Source organism: Nocardia sp. NPDC004415 (assembly GCF_053602435.1).
In genome coordinates this window covers 52,871-74,536 of record NZ_JBSGDP010000016.1, presented here as the reverse complement: position 1 = coordinate 74,536, position 21,666 = coordinate 52,871, and the positions used below count along the sequence as shown (strand labels likewise).

General features: G+C 72.0%; 13 protein-coding genes. 9 read left to right on the top strand and 4 right to left on the bottom strand.

What is annotated here, in order from left to right:
- Window positions 1-487: 487 nt before the first annotated feature.
- On the top strand, window positions 488-1,933 hold the full coding sequence (locus tag ACWEMY_RS10670) for a multicopper oxidase family protein (protein WP_452389793.1): 1,446 nt from the start codon (window positions 488-490) through the stop codon (window positions 1,931-1,933).
- Between the two features lie 36 nt (window positions 1,934-1,969).
- On the opposite strand, the gene ACWEMY_RS10665 is transcribed toward ACWEMY_RS10670, so the two are convergent.
- The 4 genes from ACWEMY_RS10665 to ACWEMY_RS10650 form a co-directional block, all read right to left on the bottom strand.
- Window positions 1,970-2,305, bottom strand: a complete 336-nt coding sequence (locus ACWEMY_RS10665; RefSeq protein ID WP_452389792.1) for a hypothetical protein — start codon at window positions 2,303-2,305, stop codon at window positions 1,970-1,972.
- 172 nt (window positions 2,306-2,477) lie between these two features.
- A complete protein-coding gene (gene meaB, locus ACWEMY_RS10660) occupies window positions 2,478-3,566 on the bottom strand; it encodes a methylmalonyl Co-A mutase-associated GTPase MeaB (protein ID WP_452389791.1) in 1,089 nt (362 codons plus the stop codon).
- A gap of 58 nt (window positions 3,567-3,624) precedes the next feature.
- Entirely contained in the window at window positions 3,625-5,889 is a 2,265-nt protein-coding gene (gene scpA / locus ACWEMY_RS10655) for a methylmalonyl-CoA mutase (protein WP_452389790.1), read from the bottom strand.
- Entirely contained in the window at window positions 5,889-7,760 is a 1,872-nt protein-coding gene (locus ACWEMY_RS10650; RefSeq protein ID WP_375927205.1) for a methylmalonyl-CoA mutase family protein, read from the bottom strand. Before ACWEMY_RS10650 ends, scpA begins: the two co-directional genes overlap by 1 nt.
- Window positions 7,761-7,878: 118 nt before the next feature.
- On the opposite strand from ACWEMY_RS10650, the gene ACWEMY_RS10645 reads away from it, so the two are divergent.
- The 8 genes from ACWEMY_RS10645 (at window position 7,879) to ACWEMY_RS10610 (ending at window position 21,647) form a co-directional block, all read left to right on the top strand.
- Window positions 7,879-8,565 (top strand): TVP38/TMEM64 family protein, encoded by a 687-nt coding sequence (locus ACWEMY_RS10645; RefSeq protein WP_452389789.1) that lies wholly within the window; start codon window positions 7,879-7,881, stop codon window positions 8,563-8,565.
- Between the two features lie 51 nt (window positions 8,566-8,616).
- A complete protein-coding gene (locus ACWEMY_RS10640) occupies window positions 8,617-9,561 on the top strand; it encodes a hypothetical protein (RefSeq protein WP_452389788.1) in 945 nt (314 codons plus the stop codon).
- A gap of 259 nt (window positions 9,562-9,820) precedes the next feature.
- Window positions 9,821-11,248 (top strand): condensation domain-containing protein, encoded by a 1,428-nt coding sequence (locus tag ACWEMY_RS10635; RefSeq protein ID WP_452389787.1) that lies wholly within the window; start codon window positions 9,821-9,823, stop codon window positions 11,246-11,248.
- A complete protein-coding gene (locus ACWEMY_RS10630) occupies window positions 11,248-12,504 on the top strand; it encodes a glycosyltransferase (protein ID WP_452389786.1) in 1,257 nt (418 codons plus the stop codon). The genes ACWEMY_RS10635 and ACWEMY_RS10630 overlap by 1 nt, the downstream gene beginning before the upstream one ends.
- On the top strand, window positions 12,501-13,454 hold the full coding sequence (locus ACWEMY_RS10625; protein ID WP_452389785.1) for an ATP-binding cassette domain-containing protein: 954 nt from the start codon (window positions 12,501-12,503) through the stop codon (window positions 13,452-13,454). Before ACWEMY_RS10630 ends, ACWEMY_RS10625 begins: the two co-directional genes overlap by 4 nt.
- A gap of 8 nt (window positions 13,455-13,462) precedes the next feature.
- Window positions 13,463-14,287, top strand: coding sequence for an ABC transporter permease (locus ACWEMY_RS10620; RefSeq protein WP_452389784.1), 825 nt, complete (start codon window positions 13,463-13,465; stop codon window positions 14,285-14,287).
- Window positions 14,288-14,297: 10 nt separating this feature from the next.
- A complete protein-coding gene (locus tag ACWEMY_RS10615; protein ID WP_452389783.1) occupies window positions 14,298-15,683 on the top strand; it encodes a hypothetical protein in 1,386 nt (461 codons plus the stop codon).
- Window positions 15,684-15,728: 45 nt separating this feature from the next.
- Entirely contained in the window at window positions 15,729-21,647 is a 5,919-nt protein-coding gene (locus ACWEMY_RS10610) for an amino acid adenylation domain-containing protein (protein WP_452389782.1), read from the top strand.
- Window positions 21,648-21,666: the final 19 nt, after the last annotated feature.

Below are 21,666 nucleotides of genomic sequence, written 5' to 3'. Positions count from 1 at the left end.
CGACCAGCGCGACGGCCCCCAGATACGGCACCAGGCCGGACACGCCCCACGCGGGCGTCCGCAGCATCGGCACGGCCAGCGCCGACAGCGTCAGCGAGGTGAGCAGCGGCCATCGCGCCCCGGCGAGGAACACCACACCCGCCGTCAGCGCCAGCGCCCAATAGTGCGCGGGCACTCGGTACTGGCCCGGATACGTGCTGGCCAGCAGCAGGATCGGGATCAGCACCAGCGGCAGCACACGCAGCAGCCGGGCGGCACGGGTCGGGGTCTCGATCACGCCCCCACGGTAGGTGACCTGGTGACCTGATCTCGGCGCTAGCACGCTGTCGGCGCGTCCGCAAGGGCCGCGCGGGCGGAATCGGAGCGGCGAGGCGGGCCGCACGGCGGAGTCGCCGGTGCCGTCACTGGTCGAGGCTGGAGTTCCCACCCCGGATCGTCCACCCCCGAAGGAGTACGCGTGGTCTCGCGACGAGGATTTCTCACCGGCATGGCTCTCGCACCGGTGATCGCCGCGGCGGGCTGCGCGAACCGCACCACGGCACCCGGCACCGGTACGCGCCCGCTGCCCGTCCCGCCACTCGCCGTGCCGGTCACCGGCGCCGACGGGGTGCGCCGGTTCACCCTGCGCGCCCAGCCGGGCCGGACCGAGATGGTGCGCGGGAAGTACACCCCAACCTGGGGTTACAGCGGTGACGTCCTAGGCCCGACAGTGCGTGCCCGACGCGGGGAGCGAGTGGCGGTCACCGTCACGAACGCGCTTCCCGAAGCCACCTCCGTGCACTGGCACGGCATGCACGTTCCGGCCCGGTTCGACGGCGGTCCGCATCAGATGATCGCGCCCGGGGCGACCTGGTCACCGGAGTGGACGGTCCAGCAGCCCGCCGCCACGCTCTGGTATCACCCGCATCCGCACGGCGCCACCGAAAAGCACGTCCAGCGGGGGCTTTCCGGGTTCTTCCTGATCGACGACGAGGACGCCGACGCGCTGGACCTCCCGCACGACTACGGCGTGGACGACATTCCGCTGGTCGTCCAGGACCGCCGGTTCACCGCCGGTGGCGCGCTGGACGAATCCGATCCCACCGATGTCGGCCTGCTAGGCGACACCATCGTCACCAACGGCATCGCCGGTGCCCACTTCACCGTCACCACGCAGCGGGTCCGGCTCCGGGTGCTCAACGGGTCGTCGGGACGGCTCTACCGGCTCGCGCTCGCCGACGGACGGGGGTTCGACCTGATCGGCACCGACGGCGGGTTGCTCCCGGAACCCGTGCGGCTCACCGATATCCAGCTGAGCCCCGGTGAACGGGCGGAGATCGTGGTGACGATGTCGCCCGGTGAGAACGTCACGGTACGGTCCCTGCCGATCACCGAGCGCGCGCATATCGACCGGGCGCGCGAGTTCGGCTTCGACGACACTTTCGACCTCCTAGTACTCCGCGCCGCCGAAACCCTGCGCCCCACACCGGCGCTCCCCACGAACCTGATCCCCCTACTCCCCCTCGTCGCCCCGGACAGCGCGCCGAACCGTTCCTTCGACCTGCAGTGGTTCATGATCAACAACCACCGCATGGACATGAACCGCATCGACATGACCATCCCGCTCGGCGCGACCGAGGTCTGGACCGTCCGCAACAAGGACAACTGGCCGCACAACTTCCACGTCCACGATGTGCGATTCCAGATCGTGGCCGTCGACGGGAACCCGCCACCCCCGGCCCTGTCGGGCTGGAAGGACACCGTCTACACCGAGCCCCACCGCACCTACACCCTGGCCATGCGCTTCACCGACCACGCCGACCCGACGTTCCCGTACATGCACCACTGCCACCTGCTGCACCACGAGGACCAGGGCATGATGGGCCAGTTCCTCGTCCTGGCCCCCGGTCAGCAGCCCGCACCCATGGACATGAGCGCCATGGGCCACGGCTGACCCGCGACCGCGAAGGGTACCGCCGGGTCCGGGCATTCAGGCTCGGGCGGCGGGCGTGAGACGCAGGCGGGTCAGCACGAGGGCGCACAGGGCCAGGGCGGTGAAGGTGCGCTTCCACAGGCGGATGACGGCCTGTTCGAGGATGATGCCGATGCGGTCGGCGCAGCTCGTGGCCTCGGCGATGGCCATGCGGTCGTTGACGAGGGCGGGGTCGCTGATGATCTCGTCCAGGCGCAGGCCCGCGATGGCCTGTTCGCGGGTGAGGGGGCGCTCGGGGAGCCAGGTGAGCCGCCAGCGGCCGTCGTCACCTCGCGTGGCGTACTCGGGGGTGCGATCGCTGCCGATCGTGCGGTCCCGGTGGAAGATCGCCATCGGTGCCTCCTAGAGCGCAGGCTGTCACTTCCACCTTCCACGGTCCACGAATTTCACCGCAGGCAACAGATGGCAAATCCGGAGATCGCGGTCTATCATGCCGCGCCAACTGGCCTGATGTCCGATCACCGGTCCACGAACAGGCGGTGATCGGACGATTCAGCAAACCGGATCAGGAGTCGAAGGCTTCGAGAATCCGCTGCGCGGCGAGGGCGGGCGTGAGGGTGCCCTCGCGGACGGCGGATTCGATCCCGGAGCGCACCGCGGCGACCTCCGGGTTGTCGGCCAGGCGGCGCAGGATCTGGTCGTGGACCATGGTCCAGGTCCAGTCGACCTGTTGCCTGCGGCGCTTCTCGGCGAACTCGCCCGCGTCGGTGAGGACGCGGCGGTGTTCCAGGACGGTGTCCCAGAACTTGTCCAGCCCTTGGCCTTCCAGGCCGCTCATGGTGAGAACCGGTGGGCGCCAGAGGGCGTCGTGCGGGTGGATCAGGCGCAGCGCGCCCTGGAGTTCGCGCGCGGCGCTCTTGGCTTCCATCTCGTGCTTGCCGTCGGCCTTGTTCACCGCGACCAGCTCGGCCAGCTCGAGGACACCCTTCTTGATGCCCTGCAACTGATCTCCGGTACGGGCCAAGGTGAGGAAGCAGAACACGTCGACCATATTGGCGACGGTCACCTCGGACTGGCCGACGCCGACGGTCTCCACCAGGATCACGTCGTACCCGGCGGCCTCGAGCAGCACGATGGTCTCGCGGGTGGCCTTGGCGACACCGCCCAGCGTGCCCGCGGTCGGCGAGGGCCGGATGAAGGCGTCGGCCTCGAGCGACAGCCGCGCCATGCGGGTCTTGTCGCCGAGGATGGACCCGCCGGTCCGGGTGGAGGACGGGTCGACCGCGAGCACGGCCACCCGATGTCCCTTGCCCAGCAGGTACATGCCGAGCGCGTCGATGAAGGTCGATTTGCCGACGCCGGGCACCCCGGTGATGCCGACCCGGTTCGACACGACCGTGCCCGCCTCGGTGCCCAGCGCGAGCAGCAACTGCTGGGCCAGCTCCCGATGGTCGGCGCGGGTCGACTCGACCAGGGTGATGGCCCGGGCCAGCGCCGCGCGCTGCCCGTCCCGGATGCCCTGGGCGAGCTCTCCGACATCGATGGTCCGAACGGCCCTGGTCACGGCGCGTCCTTCGTTGCGCGGGGCGCCGACGCCCGCCGTCGTGCCGAGCCGGGGATGCGCGTCCCCGGTCGCGTGTGCGGCTTCACTCATACCGTGCCCCTCCGCCCCGCTCGGGCGCCGTCGATGCCGGCCGCCGCGCGCTCAGCGCTCATTCCGGGTTTCCGCCGCCGATCTCGTGGCCGAGCGAGGCACCCAGCTTGCGCAGCAGATCGATGGCCGCGTCGGCGATGACGGTGCCGGGCGGGAAGATCGCCGCGGCGCCCGCCTCGTACAGCTCGTCGAAGTCACCGGGCGGGATGACACCACCGACGATGACCATGATGTCGGGGCGGCCGACATCGGCCAGCGCCTGCCGCAGGGCGGGCACCAGCGTGAGGTGACCCGCAGCCAGCGAGGACACACCGACGATGTGCACGTCGTTGTCGGCCGCCTGGCGCGCCACCTCTTCGGGGGTCTGGAACAGCGGGCCCACATCGACGTCCATGCCGAGGTCGGCGAAGGCGGTGGCGATCACTTTCTGGCCGCGGTCGTGGCCGTCCTGGCCCATCTTGGCGACCAGGATGCGCGGGCGACGGCCCTCGGCGGCGGCGAACTCCTCGACCAGCTCGATGGCGGCGCCGATGTTGGACGCCTTGCCTGCTTCGTCACGGTACACACCGGAGAGCGTACGGATCTCGGCCTGATGGCGGCCGTAGACCTTCTCCAGGGCGTCGGAGATCTCGCCGACGGTGGCCTTGGCGCGGGCGGCCTCGATGGCCAGGGCGAGCAGGTTGTTCTCCATGCCGCCCTCGGACGAGGCGGCGGCGCGGGTCAGGTTGGCCAGCGCCTGTTCGACCGCGACCGAATCCCGTTCGGCGCGCAGGCGTTCCAGCTTCTCGATCTGCTCGGCGCGCACGCGCGAGTTCTCGACCTTGAGGACCTCGACCTGCTGGTCTTCTTCCACCTGGTACTTGTTGACGCCGATCACCGGCTGCTGGCCGGTGTCGATGCGCGCCTGGGTGCGCGCGGCCGCCTCTTCGATGCGCAGCTTCGGGATGCCCTCCGAGATCGCTTGGGCCATACCGCCGTGCGCCTCCACCTCGGCGATGTGCGCGCGGGCGCGTTCGGCGAGCTGGTGGGTGAGCCACTCCACGTAGTACGAGCCGCCCCACGGGTCGATCGGGCGGGTGGTGTTGGACTCCTGCTGGATCAGCAGCTGGGTGTTGCGGGCGATGCGGGCGGAGAAGTCCGTCGGCAGCGCCAGGGCCTCGTCGAGGGCGTTGGTGTGCAGCGACTGGGTGTGGCCCTGGGTCGCGGCCATCGCCTCGATGCAGGTGCGCGCCACATTGTTGTAGGCGTCCTGCGCGGTGAGCGACCAGCCGGAGGTCTGCGAATGGGTGCGCAGCGACAGCGATTTCGCGCTCTTGGGCTCGAACTTCGAGACCAGTTCGCTCCACAGCAGCCGGCCCGCGCGCAGCTTGGCGACCTCCATGAAGAAGTTCATGCCGATGGCCCAGAAGAACGACAGGCGCGGCGCGAACTTGTCGACGTCCATGCCCGCGGCGATACCGGCCCGGATGTACTCCACGCCGTCGGCGAGGGTGTAGGCCAGTTCCAGATCGGCCGTGGCTCCGGCTTCCTGGATGTGGTAGCCGGAGATGGAGATCGAGTTGAACTTCGGCATCTTGGCGCTGGTGAAGGCGAAGATGTCGGAGATGATCCGCATCGAGGGCTTGGGCGGGTAGATGTAGGTGTTGCGGACCATGAACTCCTTCAGAATGTCGTTCTGAATGGTTCCGGCCAGCTGCTCGGAGGTGACGCCCTGCTCCTCGGCGGCGACGACGTAGAGCGCCAGGATGGGCAGCACCGCGCCGTTCATGGTCATCGAGACCGACACCTGATCCAGGGGGATCTGGTCGAAGAGCTGGCGCATGTCCAGGATCGAGTCGATCGCGACACCGGCCATACCGACGTCGCCCTGCACGCGCGGATGATCGGAGTCGTAGCCGCGGTGGGTAGCCAGGTCGAAGGCGACCGAGAGGCCCTTCTGGCCCGCCTGCAGGTTGCGGCGGTAGAAGGCGTTGGAGTCGGCGGCGGTGGAGAAGCCCGCGTACTGGCGGATGGTCCACGGCTGGTTGACGTACATGGTCGGGTAGGGACCACGCAGGAACGGCGCCACGCCGGGCACGGTGTCGAGCGGATAGCCCTGCGCGACAACGGCGTCCCGGTCGGCCTTGGTGAACACCGGCGGCACGTCGATGCCCTCGGGAGTCGACCAGACCAGCTGTTCGGGGGTGGTGTGGTTGGCCGTGGCGGCCCCGGCCACGAACTCGCGCACCTGCTCGGCGCCGACCTCGGCCGCGGTGCGCGCGTGCTCGGTGAGCGGGACCTCGGCGAAACTGCCGACGATGTGCTCGATATCGGACGTGGTCATCAGGCTCCCACCTTCTCCAGCAGCTGCGACAGGACCGCGACCGCGTCGATGCGCAGGGTCAGGTACCCGTCGGGCAGCTGCGCGCCACTGAACTGCGCGACCGACTTCTCCGGTCCGGCCAGCAGCACGGTCTCGACTCCGGCACCGCGCAGGGCGTCCACGGCGGCACCGGCCTGCTCGCCGTAGCGCTTGTCGGCACCGCACAGCACGGCGATGCGCGCGCCGGATTCCGTGGCGGCGGCCGCGATCGCGTCGACGGCCAGCGGGCCGGGATTGACCGACTCGATGCCGCCGGAGGCGAGCACGTTCGCGGTGAAGATGGTGCGCGCGTTGTGTTCGGCGACCGCGCCCAGCGGCACGATCAGCGCCTTCGGGCGGGCGCCGGTGGCGGCCAGGTAGGCATCGGACCGGTTGCGCAGATCCTCGAAGGCCGCGCCGTAGCGGGCATTCGGGCCCGGCTCGCGCGCCTGCTCCGACAGCGGCGCCTCGGCCAGGTTGGGGAACTCGTTGACGCCGGTGACCGCGGCGCGCCGGTGGGCGACATCGGCGGCGCGGGTGGCGGCGGTCTCGGCGATGCGCGCCGCGAGGACCCCGGACTCCAGCGCGGCGAGATAGCCGCCCGCGGCCTCGAGTTCCTGCATGAATTCCCAGGCCTTGGCGGCGAGTTCGTCGGTGAGCGCGTCGACGTACCAGGAACCGGCGGCCGGGTCCTGGACGTGTCCGAGATGGGATTCCTCGAGCAGCAGCAGCTGGGTGTTGCGGGCCATGCGCTGGGAGAACGTCGTCGAGACGCCCAGTTCGCCCGGGGGCAGCGCCGAATCGAAGGGCAGCACGGTGACCGAGTCGGCACCGCCGACACCGGCACCGAAGGCGGCGAGGGTGGTGCGCAGCAGGTTCACCCACGGGTCGCGCTGGGTCATCATGGCGGCCGAGGTGATCGCGTGCTGGGGTGCGGCACCGAAGGCGGGGGCGCCGCACACCTGGGCCACGCGCGCCCAGAGGCGCCGGGCCGCACGGAATTTCACGATGGTGGCGAACTGGTCGTCGGTGGCGGCGAAGCGGAACTCGAGCTGACCGAACGCGTCGGCGATGTCGACCCCGGCGCCGGTGAGCAGCCGCAGATAGGCCAGGCCCGCGGCGACGGCCGCGCCCACCTCCTGCGCGTCGGCGGCACCCGCGTTGTGGAAGGCGATGCCGTCGACCGTGATCGCGCGCACCGTCTCGGGCCGGGCGGCGGCCTGCACGGCCAGGGCGAGGGTCTCGGCCTGGTCCAGGTCGTCGGCGCCGGTGAACGCGCTGGTCAGCGGGGCGGCGCCGAGGCCGACCCGGATCTGCGCGCGATCGGCGATCGAGTAGCCGTCGAGGATCTCGAACACCTTCGCGGCGGCGGCGGCCGTGGCGGGCCCGGCGACGAGAGTCAGCGGGGCCAGCTCGTACAGCAGTCCGCGCAGCGCGACGGGGATGCCGTCCACGGCCACGCCGTAGGGACCGACGCCCAGCGCGACCGCGCTGACACCGTTCTCCAGCCCGGTCAGGATCGCCCGGTTGGTGGCCTCGGCGTCGTCCTCCCCGGCGAACGCGCCGACGAACCAGCCGCGCTGCGGGTCGCGGGTGGCGTCGCCACCACGCACATAGGGGAAGGCGCCGGGCAGCGGCTGCTCGGGCAGCTCGTCGCGGCGGGTGTAGAGCGGGGCGATGGTGAGCCCGTCGTAGGTGGTCTCGTCGAGCAGGTGCTCGGGCTCGGCGGGAAGCTCGGACGCCTCGACCCGCCGCGCCTTGGCCAGGACTCCGGCCACACCTTTGCGCCATGCGGGGTACTCGGGCACCGGATCCGGTGCGAGTCCCGCCCCGGACTCTGAACCAATCGGCATAGCTGCTGCTCTCTCCTCCATCGACGAACCGGGATGAGGCCGGTTCGTCCTCGATGCTAACTGTGACACTGTGTCCGCTCGCTCGGGCCATCCCCTACCGGCCGGTACGCTTACCCGGGTGTCCCGACTGATCCGCTCCCCGCGCCTGCTCCTGGCCCTGGCCGGGGTGGCCGCGCTGTTCGTGGTGGCGATGCTGGTCCCGCTGCCCGGCCCGCAGCAGATCAGGGACTGGGCCGGGGGCGCGGGTCCGCTGCTGCCGGTGCTGTTCTTCCTCTTCTATTCCCTCGTCGCCGTCGCGCCGGTACCGCGCACCGTCCTCACCGTGACCAGCGGCGTGCTGTTCGGCCCGGTACTCGGTTCGCTGCTCGCGCTGTCGGCCACCGCGGTGAGCGCCACGATCGCGCTGCTCGGTGTGCGAGCGCTCGGGCGCGACCGGGTCGCGGCACATCTGACCCATCCGGCGGTCCGCGCGATCGACGCGCGGCTGGCCCGGCGCGGCTGGCTGGCGGTGGCGGCGTTGCGGATGATCGCGCTGGCCCCCTTCTCGGTGGTCAACTACTGCTGCGGACTGTCCTCGGTGCGGGTGCTGCCGTACCTGCTCGCCACGGTGGCCGGCTCGGCGCCCGGCACCATCGCGACGGTGGTGCTGGCCGGATCGCTGGCGGGTGACACCCATCCGATGGCCGTCACCATCTCCGCGGTGTGCCTGTCGATCGGGGTGATCGGCCTGTTCGTCGACGCACGCATGCCGCTCGACGACGACCCCCTCGCGCCCACAGCGCAGCCGGTGGCCATTACCCGCTGACCCGGCGCGCCTGCCCCCACCCGCCGCCGCCCGGCCGGATAATCCCCGGTCATGGCCATCATCGTGGGGCGCCGATCGGTTCTCACCCTGCTCGCCGGACTGCCGCTGCTGGCGGCCGCCCCGGTGCGCGCACAGTCCTCGCTCGGCCCCGGCGTCGGCCCCGACCAGGACCGCGCGCCGGTGCGCTACACGATGACCGGTTTCCGCGCCGACGACGACACCGTCCTGGCGGTGTACGAGTCCTTCGACGGCACCACGTTCACGCCGGTCAGCGAGCACGCGTTCACCCCGCCGGTCGGCCTGGTCCGCGATCCCAGCATCCTGCTGCACACCGACGGCTGGTACTACCTCACCTACACCGTGGCCGGGGACGCCACCGCGATCGGCGTGGCCCGCAGCCGCGACCGGATCACCTGGACCTTCGTGGCGAACGTGCCGATGCTGGTCGCGGGCAGGCTGGAGGGTGCCTGGGCACCGGAGTGGTATGCCGACGCCGCGGGCCGCGTCGGCATCATCGTCTCGCTGACCTGGGGTCACGGGTTCACCCCCCACCTGCTGATCCCGCTCGACGCCGGGCTCACCCAGTGGGCACCCCCGCTGCCGATGCTGGGACTGGGCCCCAGCGGGCCGGGCTCGCTGGGCTACATCGACACCACCCTCGTCCGCCGGGACGGACGCGTGTTCGCCTTCGTGAAGAACGAGGACACCAAGCTCGTCGAACTGGCCGTCGCCGATCGCCCGCTCGGCCCGTACACCGTCATCGCCCGCGGCGACTGGGCGGGCTGGGGCGGCCCGCGCGAGGGACAGTCGGTGGTCCGGCTGGCCGACGGCGGCTATCGCCTCTACCTCGACGCCTACACCGAAGGCCGCTACCTGTACAGCGACAGCTACGACGGCTTCCGCACCTGGACCCCGCCGCGCGAGGTTCCCGGCCTGTCCGGCGTGGTCCGCCACGGCACGGTGCTCGCCGAGTACGGCGGCTCCGCACCGGCCTGAACAAAAAGCCCCATACGCCAGGGGCCCCGGGTTAGTGTGGCATTCCGAAGCAATCAGAAGGTGAGTTACTTCACATCTCTAAATTCTGACTAAGACACGTTTCAGAAAACTCTCAGAGTTATAGACTCCGAGGTAGCCCAGGGTTCGCCGGCGATAACCGGCGCGGGATCCAGAGCAACATTCCCGGTGACGCAACCGCGTCCACCGCATCTCCGTGCGCGCCGTTCGCGGCTCGCAGTGCGTCATGAGGTCAGTCCGCATGGAATACACCCATCTCTCCGAATTCCAGATCCGCTCCGGCGACCTGTCGCTCTGGACTCCCGAAGTCACCGCCCCCGACGCCTGGTGCGACGACGATCGGCCGCTGGCCAGCGTGCACGAGCAGTACCTCGGCTTCCTCGATCCCGAGGACGCGCGCCCGGGACGTGGCCGCTGGATCGGCACGATCTTCGAGATGGACGCCCCGCTCGACGCCGCGGCCTGGGCCCGCACCCTCGAGCTGTGGCACGACCGCCACGAAGGCTTCCGCACCACCGTGGCCCCCACCGGCGACGGCGGCTACCACCGGATCACCACCGACCCGGGGACCGTGCGGGTCACCGCCACCGCCGTCCCCGATCTCACCGACGGTGATCTGATCAACGAATTCCTGTGCGACACACTGGAACTGCGCCTCTCGCCGCTGATCTGGCCGCACCTGCTGGTGGCCACGGTCGCCCACGACACCGACGACTTCACCGTCCTCGTCGGCGCCGACCACTCCGTCCTGGACGCCTACTCCCAGGCCGTGCTCATCCTCGAACTGCGCACCCTCTACACCGCGGTCACCACCGGCGGCGAGATCCGCGACTCGGCCACCTTCGGCAGCGCCGCCGACTACGCGGTCTTCGAGCGCGCCGCCGCCGAGGAACTCGCCCCCGACTCCCCCGCCGTCGGGGTGTGGCGCGAATTCCTGGGCACCCCGGGCTCGCCCATGCCGCGTTTCGCCGCGGGCCAGGTCGCCGAGCTCGACGGCGAGCACGCCCAGCCCAGCGTCTCGCGCACGCTGCTGGACCTGGCGCAGCTCGAGGAGGTCGAGGGCGCGCTGGACCGGATCCGGCACCGGCTGTCGGTCGCGGTGTTCGCCGCGCTGGCCACGGCGAGCCGGGAGGTGTTCGGCGAGGACCGTTTCCGGACCGTCATGCCGATCGCCACCCGGCCGGATCTGAGCTGGCTGGAGTCGATGGGCTGGTTCGTCAATGTCGTCCCGGTCGACGTCACCCTGCCGCCGGGCGCCGACATGGGTGTCGCGCTGGAGGCCACCCGCGGCGCGCTCAAGCGCGCGCACCTGTGCAACGACGCCTCCTGGGGGCGTTCGCTGGCGATGGTCGGCGCGGTGGAGGGCCCGGTCTACGGCGCCTCCTTCCTCGACATCCGCATGCTGCCGGACTACGAACTGGTCGCCGACCTGCGCGGACGGACCCTGCGCGCGGTGTCCTACTCCACCGACGAGGTCTACTTCTGGGTGGTGCGCGGCCCGGCGGGGCTGTATCTGTCCACCCGCTACCCGGCGGGTCTGCCCGCCGAGGTGATGGACCGTTTCCTCACCGAATTCGCCCGCGCGCTCTACGCGGTGACCACGATCGCGGCACCCGTCGCCGACGCCACCTCCGCCGGGACCGCGACCGCGGCGGCGATCGCGGGCTGATGCGCGCACTGCTGGCCTTCACCGGGAGCCGGGGCGACGCCCAGCCCGGCATCCTGCTGGCCCGCGAGCTGCGTGCTCGCGGGCACGCGGTGACCCTGGCCCTGTCTCCCAATCTCGTCGGTTTCGCCACCGCGCACGGCATTCCCGCGGTCGGCTTCGGCCGCGACAGCGCCGAGTTGCTGCGCACCCAGCACGAGGACCGCCGCTTCCGCAGCATGTCACCGCGTCAGCGGATGCGCGCGGTGCTGGACCTGCAGCGGCGCGGTGTGGCCGAGGCGGTGCGCGATCTGCTCGCGCTGGCCCCAGGACACGATGTGCTGGTGACCGGGATGGCCGGGGAGGAAGCGGCCGAGAAGGTGGCGCGCCGCGTCGGATTGCCGTTGGCCGCAGTGCATTTCTTCCCGATCCACCCGAGCCGTTCGGTGCCGGTGATCCCCACCGGTTGGGGCGCCCGCATGCCGCGGGGGCTCAATCGCCGGATCTGGTCCGGGTTGCGGTGGGCTCGTGACGCCGCGCTGGCCGAGCCGCTGGCCGAGTTCGGGATCGTCGAACATCCGCTGCCGGACCGCGTCTCCATCCAGGCCTACGACATCGATCTGTTCCCCGGCCTGGCCGCCGAACTGCCCGGCCGTCATCCGGTCACCGGGTTCGCCGTGGACGGCGACGGATTCCTCGCCGGGCCCGCCGACCCCGCGCTCACCGCCTGGCTCGACGCGGGGACCGCGCCGATCTATGTCGGCTTCGGGTCGATGGCCGTCGACGATCCCGCCGCCCTGGTGGCCATGCTGCGCGCGGTGTGCGCGCGGCGCGGGCGCAGGCTGCTGCTCGCGGCGGGCTGGGCCGGGATCGCCCCGGAGGTGTCGCCGGAGGTGGCCGTCGTCGCGCAGGTCGACCACGCGGCGGTCTTCCCGCGCTGCCTGGCCGCGGTGCACCACGGTGGCGCCGGAACCACCGCCGCCGCGTTGCGAGCCGGTGTGCCGCAGGTGATCTGCTCGGTGCAGGCCGATCAGCCGTACTGGGGTCGCGCGCTCACCCGGCTCGGCCTGGCCGTCACCCGGCCCGCCGCCGCGCTCGACGCGGACGCGCTCTCGGCGCTGCTGGACCAGGTCGCCGAACCCGCCGTCCTCGCGCGGGCCGCCGCCTACGCGCGCCACTTCCCCGCCGACGGCACCGCGCGCGCCGCCGACGCGGTGGAATCGCTGCTGCCACTGCGTGTTCCGACACCCGAATTCCACCACGCGGGGAGGCCGCAATGAGCACCGACATCGCCGTCCGCACCCGCGGACTGGGCAAGTCCTACGGTGATTTCACCGCCGTCGGCAGCGTCGACCTCACCATCGAGGCCGGGACCGTCTTCGCCGTGCTCGGCCCCAACGGCGCGGGCAAGACCACCACCGTGCGCATGCTGGCCACCCTGCTGCGCCCCGATCGGGGCAGCGCGGAAGTGTTCGGCTACGACGTGGTGCGCGACGCGACCGCCGTACGGTCGATGATCGGGCTCACCGGCCAGTACGCCTCCGTCGACGAAACCCTCTCCGCCGGAGAGAATCTGCGGCTGTTCGGCCGGTTGCTCGGCCTGTCCCGGCGAGCGGCCGCCCGGCGCAGCGACGAACTGCTCGAGGAGTTCGAGCTCACCGCGGTCGCCCGGCGCAGCGTCAGCGCGTTCTCCGGTGGCATGCGCCGACGCCTCGACCTGGCCGCCACGCTCATCACCGTGCCGCCGCTGATCTTTCTCGACGAGCCGACCACCGGCCTGGACCCGCACACCCGCGATCGCATGTGGGGCATCGTGCGCGGCCTGATCGAGCGGGGCGCCACCGTCCTGCTCACCACGCAGTACCTGGAGGAGGCCGACGCCCTGGCCGACCGGATCGCGGTCATCGACCGGGGCGCGCTGGTCGCCGAGGGCACCGCCGCCGAACTCAAGTCCTCGATCGGGGACCAGGTGCTGCGCCTGGACGTCCCCGAGACCGCCGACCAGCGCCGGGCCGAGGCACTGGTGCAGGAACTGACCGGCCGGATTCCCGACGGGTCCTCCACCGGCACCCTCACCGTCGCCCTCACCGATGTGGCCGTCGCGGCCGATATCGTCGCGGCCTGCCGGGCGGCGAACATCGGCCTGCGCGGTTTCGCGGTGGACCGGCCCGATCTCAACGAGGTGTTCCTCGCCCTGACCGGCCACGCGCACACCGCCGACGCGGCCTGAGGAGAACCATGACCGTCACCACCGAGACCGCTCCCGCGCCCACCCGGGTCGTGCGCGCCCCGCGCGTCACCCGCATCGGACCCGTTGCCGCCGTGACCCATTCGCTGATGATGGCCTGGCGCGGGCTGCTCACCTTCCGGCACAGCCCACAGCTGCTCTACGACGCGCTGCTGCTGCCCATCGTCGGGCCGGTCCTGTTCGGCAGCATCTTCGGCACCGCCATCGCGGGCAGCATGCAGGCGTACCTGCCGATCATGATCCCGGGCGTGCTGGTGCAGATCGTGCTCACCTCCTCGGTCGCCACCGGCGTGCAATTGTCCGAGGACATCCACTCGGGGGTCTTCGACCGCTTCGTGGCCATGCCGATCGCCCGCTCCGCGCCCGTCGCCGGTGCGCTGCTGGCCGGGATGGTCCGGTACCTGATCGCAGCCACCACGGTGGTGATCGTGGGCCTGTGCATGGGCTATCGCCCCGAACACACCGCGGGCTTCCTGGCCGGGGCGGTGCTGGTGGTGCTGGCCACCACCGCGATCAGCTGGCTGTTCGCCTTCATCGGCGCCACCATCGCCCGGCCCGCGGCCGTGCAGGGCATGTGCATGCTGGTGCTGACCTTCCTCGGCTTCGCCTCCAACGCGCTGGTCCCCGAGGAATCCATGCCCACCTGGATGCAGCACGTCTCGGACGTGAACCCGGTGTCCTATCTGGTCTCGGCGGTGCGCACCCTCGCCGCCGACGGCGCGGTGGGCAGCGATGCCTGCTGGTCGCTGGTGGCCTCGGTGGTCGTGGTCGCCGTCTTCGCGCCGCTGACCGTGCGCACTCTCCGTTCCCGCTGAGGAGTTCTCCATGACCGTCACCTCCCCCGCCGCCGCGGTGGCCGCCGGGCCCGCCGGCCTCAACCGGATCACCGCCGACGACGACCTGTTCTTCAAGCTGCACAGCCTCTACCCGAACGCCCTGGTCAACCAGCTCGCCTACCGCTTCGACGAGCCCCTGGACCGCGCGCTGCTGCAACGCTGGCACGCGCACCTGGCCACCGGGTTCATCGCCCGCCGGGTGCGAACCACGCGCTTCCCGTTCGCGCGGGCGCACTGGGAACCGGCGACCGAAGCGCTGCCGCTGGTCTGGGCGGACGCCCCGATTCCCGACGAGCGGGTGCTGGACTGGTTCCTCGAGCAGGCCGCGGTGGAGTTCGATCCCGAACGCGGCCTGGTCTGGCAGCTCGCGGGCGCGCACACCGCCTCCGGTGGCACGGTCGTCACCCTGGTGGCCTCGCACGTCGCCTGTGACGGCGGCGGGATGATGCACGCCATCGTCGATTCCCTCGACCGGCTCGCCCGCGGCGAGGAGCCGGATCGAGCGAGCAGCGCCGGACGGCTCGTCGGTCCGGTGGCGGGTGCGGGCCGGTGGGCCGCCGATCTGGCCGACGCCCGCGGTCAGTTGCGCGCCGTCGCCCGCGGGGTGCGGGCCGCGCGGCGGGCGCGCGGCGTCAGCGAGCCCGCGCGCAATCCGCGCCCCGCCGAGCCGCGGCTGCCCCATGCCGAGACCTGGCAGGCCGCCGAGACCATCGTCCAGCTCGATCTGGACGCCTGGGACGCCGTCGCCGCGGCCCACGGCGGCACCACCAACGGCCTGCTCATCGGGGTGGCGGTGGGACTGCTCGGGCGCAGCGGCCGGGTCGCCGACGGCGCGCGGGTACGCGTGGACATCCCGCATTCGATGCGCGAGGCCGACGACCCGCGCGCCAATGCCACCACCGGCCTGCCGATCAGCGTCACCCACCGCGCCGGGCAGCGCGCCGACCTGCCCGCCGTCCGCTCCGCGCTCAAGGCCGCGGGCCTGGCCTATCGCGACCCGGCGACGATTCCGCCGATCCAGCACCTGCAGCCGGTGCAGATGCTGTTGCCGAAGGTGGTGCTGCACAAGTTCGCCCGCACCGCCAAGGCGCCCGAATGCCTGTGCACCAACATGGGCCGCACCGCCCAGAACATCGCGCGACTCGGGCCGCACCGGGCACGCGATGTCATCATGCGGCCGGTGGTGAATCCCGGTCCGGTGGAGTTGTTCCGGCAGGTGGAGGTCGGGGTGAACCTGGCCTTCTCCTGCGACGACGACACCGTCACCCTCGTGGTCACCGGTGCCGACCCCGACCGGTTCCCGACCCGCGCGGCCCTGCAGGAGCTGCTGTCCGCCGAGTTCACCGACTGGGGGCTCACGCCGCGATTCTGGTAGCCACACCGGGTACCCACCGCAAGCTTAGGCTAACCTTCATTCTGCATGTTTCGTCTGAAGGGCAGTGGCACCATGAGTTCGTTCGGCCCCGCGCAGGAAGTCCGGCCGCTCAGCGCGGCACAGCGGGAGGTCTGGTTCGCCCAGCAGTTGCTGGGTGAGGTGCCGCTCACCATCGCCCAGTACGTCGACCTCACCGGGCCGCTGGATCTGGTCGCCCACCAGGAGGCGGCGCGGCGTACCGGCCGGGATCTGGGCATGCATCAGCGCTTCGTGGTCGTCGACGGCGAACCCGGGCAGATCCACGATCCGGCGGTCCGCGACGAGATCGAGGTGATCGACCTGCGCGAGCAGGCCGACCCCGAGGCCGCCGCGCTGGCGTGGATGCGCGCCGACCAGCAGACGCCCCTCGATGTCACGGTCGATCCGCCGATGTACACCACGATTCTGCTCGTCGGTGACGACCGTCGTTTCCTCTACACCCGCGCCCATCACATCGCCCTCGACGGTTTCGGCGGCCTGCGCGTGCACGAACGCCTGGCCCTGCACTACGCCGCCCTGGTCGAGGGCATCGAGCCGCCGCGCGACACTGTCGACTCGCCGTCGCTGCTGGCCGCCGCCGACCTGGACTATCGCGCCTCGCGCCGGTTCGGGACCGACCGCGAGTACTGGCGCGCCCAGCTCGCCGAGCTGCCCGAACCGGTCACCCTGGCCGCCCGCGCCGGCGATCCCGACCCGCTGCCGCGACTGACCGGCGCGGACCTGCCCGCCACCCTGGTGACCGCGCTGCGCGAACGCGCCGACGGTCCGGGCAACGCCCCGATCATCGTGGCCGCCTTCGCCGCCTACCTGGCCAGGATGACCGGCACCGGCGCCGTCTCGCTGAGCCTGCCGATGACCGCGCGCACCACCGCCGCGCTGCGCGGATGCGCGGGCATGACCTCCACCATCGTGCCGCTGCACTGCCCGGTCGACGGCACCGTCGGCAACGCCGTGACCGCGGCGCGCGCGAGGCTGACCGGCGCACTGCGTCATCAGCGCTATCGCGGCGCGGACATGTGGCGCGACGCGGGCCGCTCGATGCGCTCGCTGGGCTTCGGCCCGGCCGTCAACATCATGAACTTCCAGCCCGAGGTGAGCTTCGGCGCCGCGCACGGCACCCTGCACGTGCTGTCCACCGGCCCGGTCGAGGACCTCGCGCTGAACCTGTACCCCGGCGCGGCAGGGCGGCTGCGCATCGACCTCGAGGCCAACCGCCACCGCTACCGCGCCGACGAACTCGACGCCCATCTGCGCCGGTTCCTGCGTTTCCTCACCGCTTTCGCCTCCGCCGACCCGGCGACCCCGGTCAGCGCGCTGCCGCTGCTCACCGATGCCGAGACCGCACAGCTGGTCCCGTGGCGCGGCGCCGAGCCGGTCACGCCGTCGACCCTGGCCGCCCTGATCGAGACCGCGGTCGCCACCAATCCGGACGGTGTCGCGATCGTCCACGGCGACCGGCGCTGGACCTACCGCGAGTTCGACGCCGAGACCACCCGGCTGGCCCGTGCGCTGCTGGCCGCGGGCGCCGGGCCCGAGACCCTGGTCGCGATGGCGGTGGAGCGCTCGGCCGAGTCGGTCGCGGCGGTCTGGGCGATCACCAAGGCCGGTGCCGGGTTCGTCCCGATCGACCCGAACTATCCGCCGGAGCGCATCGCCCACATCCTCGGCGACTGCGGTGCCGCCCTCGGCGTCACCACCGGCGCGCACCGCGCCTCGCTGCCCGACACGATCCAGTGGCTGCCGCTCGACGAACCCGCGACCACCGCGGGCCACCGCGCCGATCCGGTCACCGATGCCGACCGGCCCGCCGCGCTGCGCGTCGACCACCCGGCCTACCTCATCTACACCAGCGGCTCCACCGGACTGCCCAAGGGCGTGCTGGTGACCCACGGCGGTCTCGCCAACCTCGCCGCCGAACGCCGTGACCGCTACGACCTGGGCCCGTACGCGCGCACCCTGCACCACGCCTCCCCCGGTTTCGACATGGCCGTCGGCGAGATCCTGTGCGGGCTGGCCGGGGCGGCGACCCTGGTCGTCGCGTCCCGCTATGTGATGGCGGGGCCCGACCTGTCGGATCTGATGCGCCGCGAGCGTGTCACCAACGCGATCATCACCCCGGCCGTGCTGGCCACCCTCGACCCGGCCGCGCTGCCGGATCTGGCGGTGCTCGGTGTCGGCGGCGAGGCCATCCGCGCCGACCTGGTCGACGCGTGGTCGCCGAACCGGTTGATGCGCAACGGGTACGGACCCACCGAGGCCACCGACATCGCCACCATCGCCGAACTCACCCCGGGCACGCCGGTCACCATCGGCGCCCCGCTGCGCGGTTTCCACGCCGTGGTGCTCGATGCCGCGCTGCGTCCGGTGCCGCCCGGCGCGATCGGCGAGCTCTACGTCGGCGGCCCCGCCCTGGCGCGTGGCTACCACCGCAGGCACGCGCTCACCGCGGCGCGCTTCGTCGCCGACCCGTTCGGTCCTGCGGGTGGGCGCCTGTACCGCACCGGCGATCTGGTGACGCTCACCGCGGGCCCGGACCCCGAGCTGATCTATCACGGCCGCAGCGACTTCCAGATCAAGGTGCGCGGGCACCGCATCGAACCCGGCGAGATCGAGACAACCCTGGCCGGACTGCCCGGGGTCGCCCGCGCCGTGGTCACCGCGCACACCGACCGGCGCGGCGCCCACCTGGTCGGCTACCTCGTGCCCGCGCCCGGCCATTCCGTCGACACCGCCGAGGTGCGCGACCGGATCGCCGAACTGCTGCCCGCCTACCTGAGGCCGAGTGCCTACGTCGTCCTGGACACCCTGCCGCTGACCCCCAACGGCAAGCTCGACACCCGCAAGCTGCCCGCACCCGACTTCGGCCGCACCGTATTCCGGGCACCGGGCACCGCGGCCGAACACGCGGTCGCGGCGGCCTTCGCCGAGGTCCTCGGCGCCGAGCAGGTCGGGGCCGAGGACGACTTCTTCGACCTCGGCGGCACCTCGCTCACCGCCACCCAGGTCGCCGCCCGGCTCGGTGTCTCCGTGCGGGCCGTCTTCGACGCGCCCACGGTGGCCGCACTGGCCGCCGGACTCGCCGAGACCGGCACCACCGCCGCACCCGTGGCGGGCCCACGGCCCCAGCATCTTTCGCTCGCGCCCGCGCAGACCCGGATGTGGCTGCTCAACCAGCTCTACCGCGAGTCGGCCGCCTACCACCTGCCCCTCGCGCTGCGATTGCGCGGCGACCTCGACCACGACGCGCTCGTGGGCGCGGTGCGCGCGGTGGTCCGGCGACACGAGGTGCTGCGCACCATCTACCCCGCGCACGAATCCGGGCCTCGCCCACGCATTCTCGATGTCGACGCGGCGCTGGCCGGTCACGACTTCGCGCCGATCGCGCTCACCGAGGACGACCTGGCCGACGCGCTCGCCGCGCTGGTGGCCGCCCCCTTCGACGTCACCACCGACATCCCGTTCCGGCTGACCCTGTGGCGGCTGGGCGCCGAGGACCACGTGCTGGCGCTGGTCGCCCACCACATCGCCGCCGACGGCTGGTCGCACGGCCCGCTCGTCGCGGACCTGTCGCTGGCCTATGCGGCACTGACGAATCGGCGCACCCCCGACTGGGAGCCGCTGCCGCTGCAATACGCCGACTACACGATGTGGCAGCTCGACCGGCTCGGCGACCGCACCGATCCCACCTCCCTGGCCGCACGCCAGCTCGACCACTGGGTCCGCACCCTCGCCGACGCACCCGACCGGCTGACCCTGCCGGTCGACCGGGTCCGCACCGCAGGCACCGACGGCGCGGGCGCCGCGATCGACTTCACCGTCGACGCCGCCACCGCCACCGCGCTGACCACCCTCGCGCGCGAGCACCAGGCCACCGCCCACATGGCGGGCCACGCGGCCTTCGCCGTTCTCCTGCACCAGCTCTCGGGCAGCCACGACATCACCGTCGGCACCCCGGTCGCGGGACGCGGGCACCCGTCGCTCGACGGCCTGGTCGGCATGTTCGTCAACACCCTGCCCTTGCGCACCACCGTTGACCCGGACGAGTCCTTCACCGCGCTGCTCGCCCGCTCCCGCGCGGTGACCCTCGCCGCGCTCGAGCACGGCGATGTCCCCTTCGACCACATCGTCGAGGCGGTGAACCCGCCGCGCGACGACACCCGCAATCCCTTGTTCCAGGCGGTGTTCTCCTTCGAGAACCTGCCCGCCACCGGGGATCTCGCGCTCGGTGACCTCGCCGTCGACCTGCTCGAGCTCCCGCAGGCCACCACCCACTTCGACCTCGCGCTCACCCTGCGCGAACGCCCCGGCCACGGCTTCACCGCGAGCCTGCGCTACGCCACCGACCTGTTCGACGCGGCGACCGTCGCGGAATTCGCCGAGCAGTACCTGCGGGTCCTGCGCGTGGTCGCCGCCCGTCCCGAGGCGACCGTCGCCGAGCTGCGCGACCCGGCGCTCACACTGCCACGCCACCGCATCACTGAAACGGCGGCGCCCGGCGCGGACACCGCCGACCACCACCCGAGCGTGCGCGAACTGGCCGTCGCCCAGGTGTTCGCCGATGTGCTCGGCCTGGACTCGGTCGCCGTCGACGACAACTTCTTCGACCTCGGTGGCACCTCGCTGCTGGTATTCGGTCTGCGCACCGAACTCGCCCAGCGCCTTGGCCTCGACGTCGAGGCCCGCACGCTCTTCGAGGCCGCCACCCCGCGCGGGATCACCGCGGCCCTGTCCGCCGGGGCCGCCGAGGCGGCCGACGGACGCTGGATCGAGATGCTCGAGACCGACGCCCGCCTCGACCCCGAACTGCTCGTGCCCGCGCACGAACCCGCCGGTTCGGCGACGGCCCTGCTGACCGGGGGGACCGGCTTCGTCGGCATCCACCTGCTGCGCGAACTGCTCGACAGCACCGACGCCCGGATCTGGTGCCTGGTGCGCGCCGACGACATCGAGGCGGGCCACCAGCGCCTGGCCGCGACCATGGACCGCTTCGGCCTGGACACCGCGGACCTGCGCGAGCGGGTGGTCCCCCTGCCCGGTGACCTGGCCGCCCCGCGCCTGGGCCTGTCCGAGGACGACTGGGCCAGCCTTGCCGGGCAGATCGAGGTGATCTACCACAACGGCGCCCGGGTGAACCACCTCGAACCGTACGAGGTGCTGCGCCCGGCCAATATCGGCGGCACCGTGGAGGTGCTGCGGCTCGCGGTGACCACCCGGGTGAAGACGCTGCACTTCGTGTCCACGGTGAACGCCGCGGTCGGCATCGAACACACCGGCATCGTCACCGAGGCCGCCGCCATCACCGCCGCCGAGGTACCCCGCAACGGGTACATGGCGGGCAAGTGGGTCGCCGAACAGCTCGTGCTCGCCGCCGCCCGGCGCGGCCTGCCGGTGGCCGTGCACCGTCCCGGCCTGGTCTCGGGCGCCACCACCAACGGCACTGTGAACAGCGACGACGCCTTCTGGACCCTCATCCGCTCGGCCGCCCACCTGGGCGTGGCCCCCGAGATCGGCGAGGCGAAGGTGACCCTGGCCCCGGTCGACTACGTCGCCCGCGCCATCGTCGCCCTGGCCACCGCCCGCCACCCCGCCGGCGAGGTCTACCACCTGGTCAACCGCGAACCCACCCCCGTCGCGGCTATCCTCGACGTCCTGCGCGACCAGGGCTACCCCGTCGACACCGTCGCCGTCGAGGACGCCGCCCACCGCCTCGCCGACCGCATCGGCGACCACGCCGACCTCATGCGCGCCGCCCTCATCGCCGAGAACTACCTAGGCGCAGGCGGCGGCGACCTCGTCATCGACGACGAAACCACCCGCACCGCCCTGGCGGGCACCGAGGTCACCTGCCCCCGCGTCGACACCCCCCTCCTGCACCGCTACATCACCGGCTTCGTCACCACCGGCCTCCTGCCCCAGCCCGTGTGACGTGGTTATGGTGGAGGAG

What these genes read in the sequence shown, in the direction of transcription:
- ACWEMY_RS10670 (WP_452389793.1), top strand. Translation starts at nt 488, where the DNA reads ATGGCTCTCGCACCGGTGATCGCCGCGGCGGGCTGCGCGAACCGCACC.
- ACWEMY_RS10665 (WP_452389792.1), bottom strand. Translation starts at nt 2,305, where the DNA reads ATGGCGATCTTCCACCGGGACCGCACGATCGGCAGCGATCGCACCCCC.
- meaB (WP_452389791.1), bottom strand. Translation starts at nt 3,566, where the DNA reads ATGAGTGAAGCCGCACACGCGACCGGGGACGCGCATCCCCGGCTCGGC.
- scpA (WP_452389790.1), bottom strand. Translation starts at nt 5,889, where the DNA reads ATGACCACGTCCGATATCGAGCACATCGTCGGCAGTTTCGCCGAGGTC.
- ACWEMY_RS10650 (WP_375927205.1), bottom strand. Translation starts at nt 7,760, where the DNA reads ATGCCGATTGGTTCAGAGTCCGGGGCGGGACTCGCACCGGATCCGGTG.
- ACWEMY_RS10640 (WP_452389788.1), top strand. Translation starts at nt 8,617, where the DNA reads ATGGCCATCATCGTGGGGCGCCGATCGGTTCTCACCCTGCTCGCCGGA.
- ACWEMY_RS10635 (WP_452389787.1), top strand. Translation starts at nt 9,821, where the DNA reads ATGGAATACACCCATCTCTCCGAATTCCAGATCCGCTCCGGCGACCTG.
- ACWEMY_RS10630 (WP_452389786.1), top strand. Translation starts at nt 11,248, where the DNA reads ATGCGCGCACTGCTGGCCTTCACCGGGAGCCGGGGCGACGCCCAGCCC.
- ACWEMY_RS10625 (WP_452389785.1), top strand. Translation starts at nt 12,501, where the DNA reads ATGAGCACCGACATCGCCGTCCGCACCCGCGGACTGGGCAAGTCCTAC.
- ACWEMY_RS10620 (WP_452389784.1), top strand. Translation starts at nt 13,463, where the DNA reads ATGACCGTCACCACCGAGACCGCTCCCGCGCCCACCCGGGTCGTGCGC.
- ACWEMY_RS10615 (WP_452389783.1), top strand. Translation starts at nt 14,298, where the DNA reads ATGACCGTCACCTCCCCCGCCGCCGCGGTGGCCGCCGGGCCCGCCGGC.
- ACWEMY_RS10610 (WP_452389782.1), top strand. Translation starts at nt 15,729, where the DNA reads ATGTTTCGTCTGAAGGGCAGTGGCACCATGAGTTCGTTCGGCCCCGCG.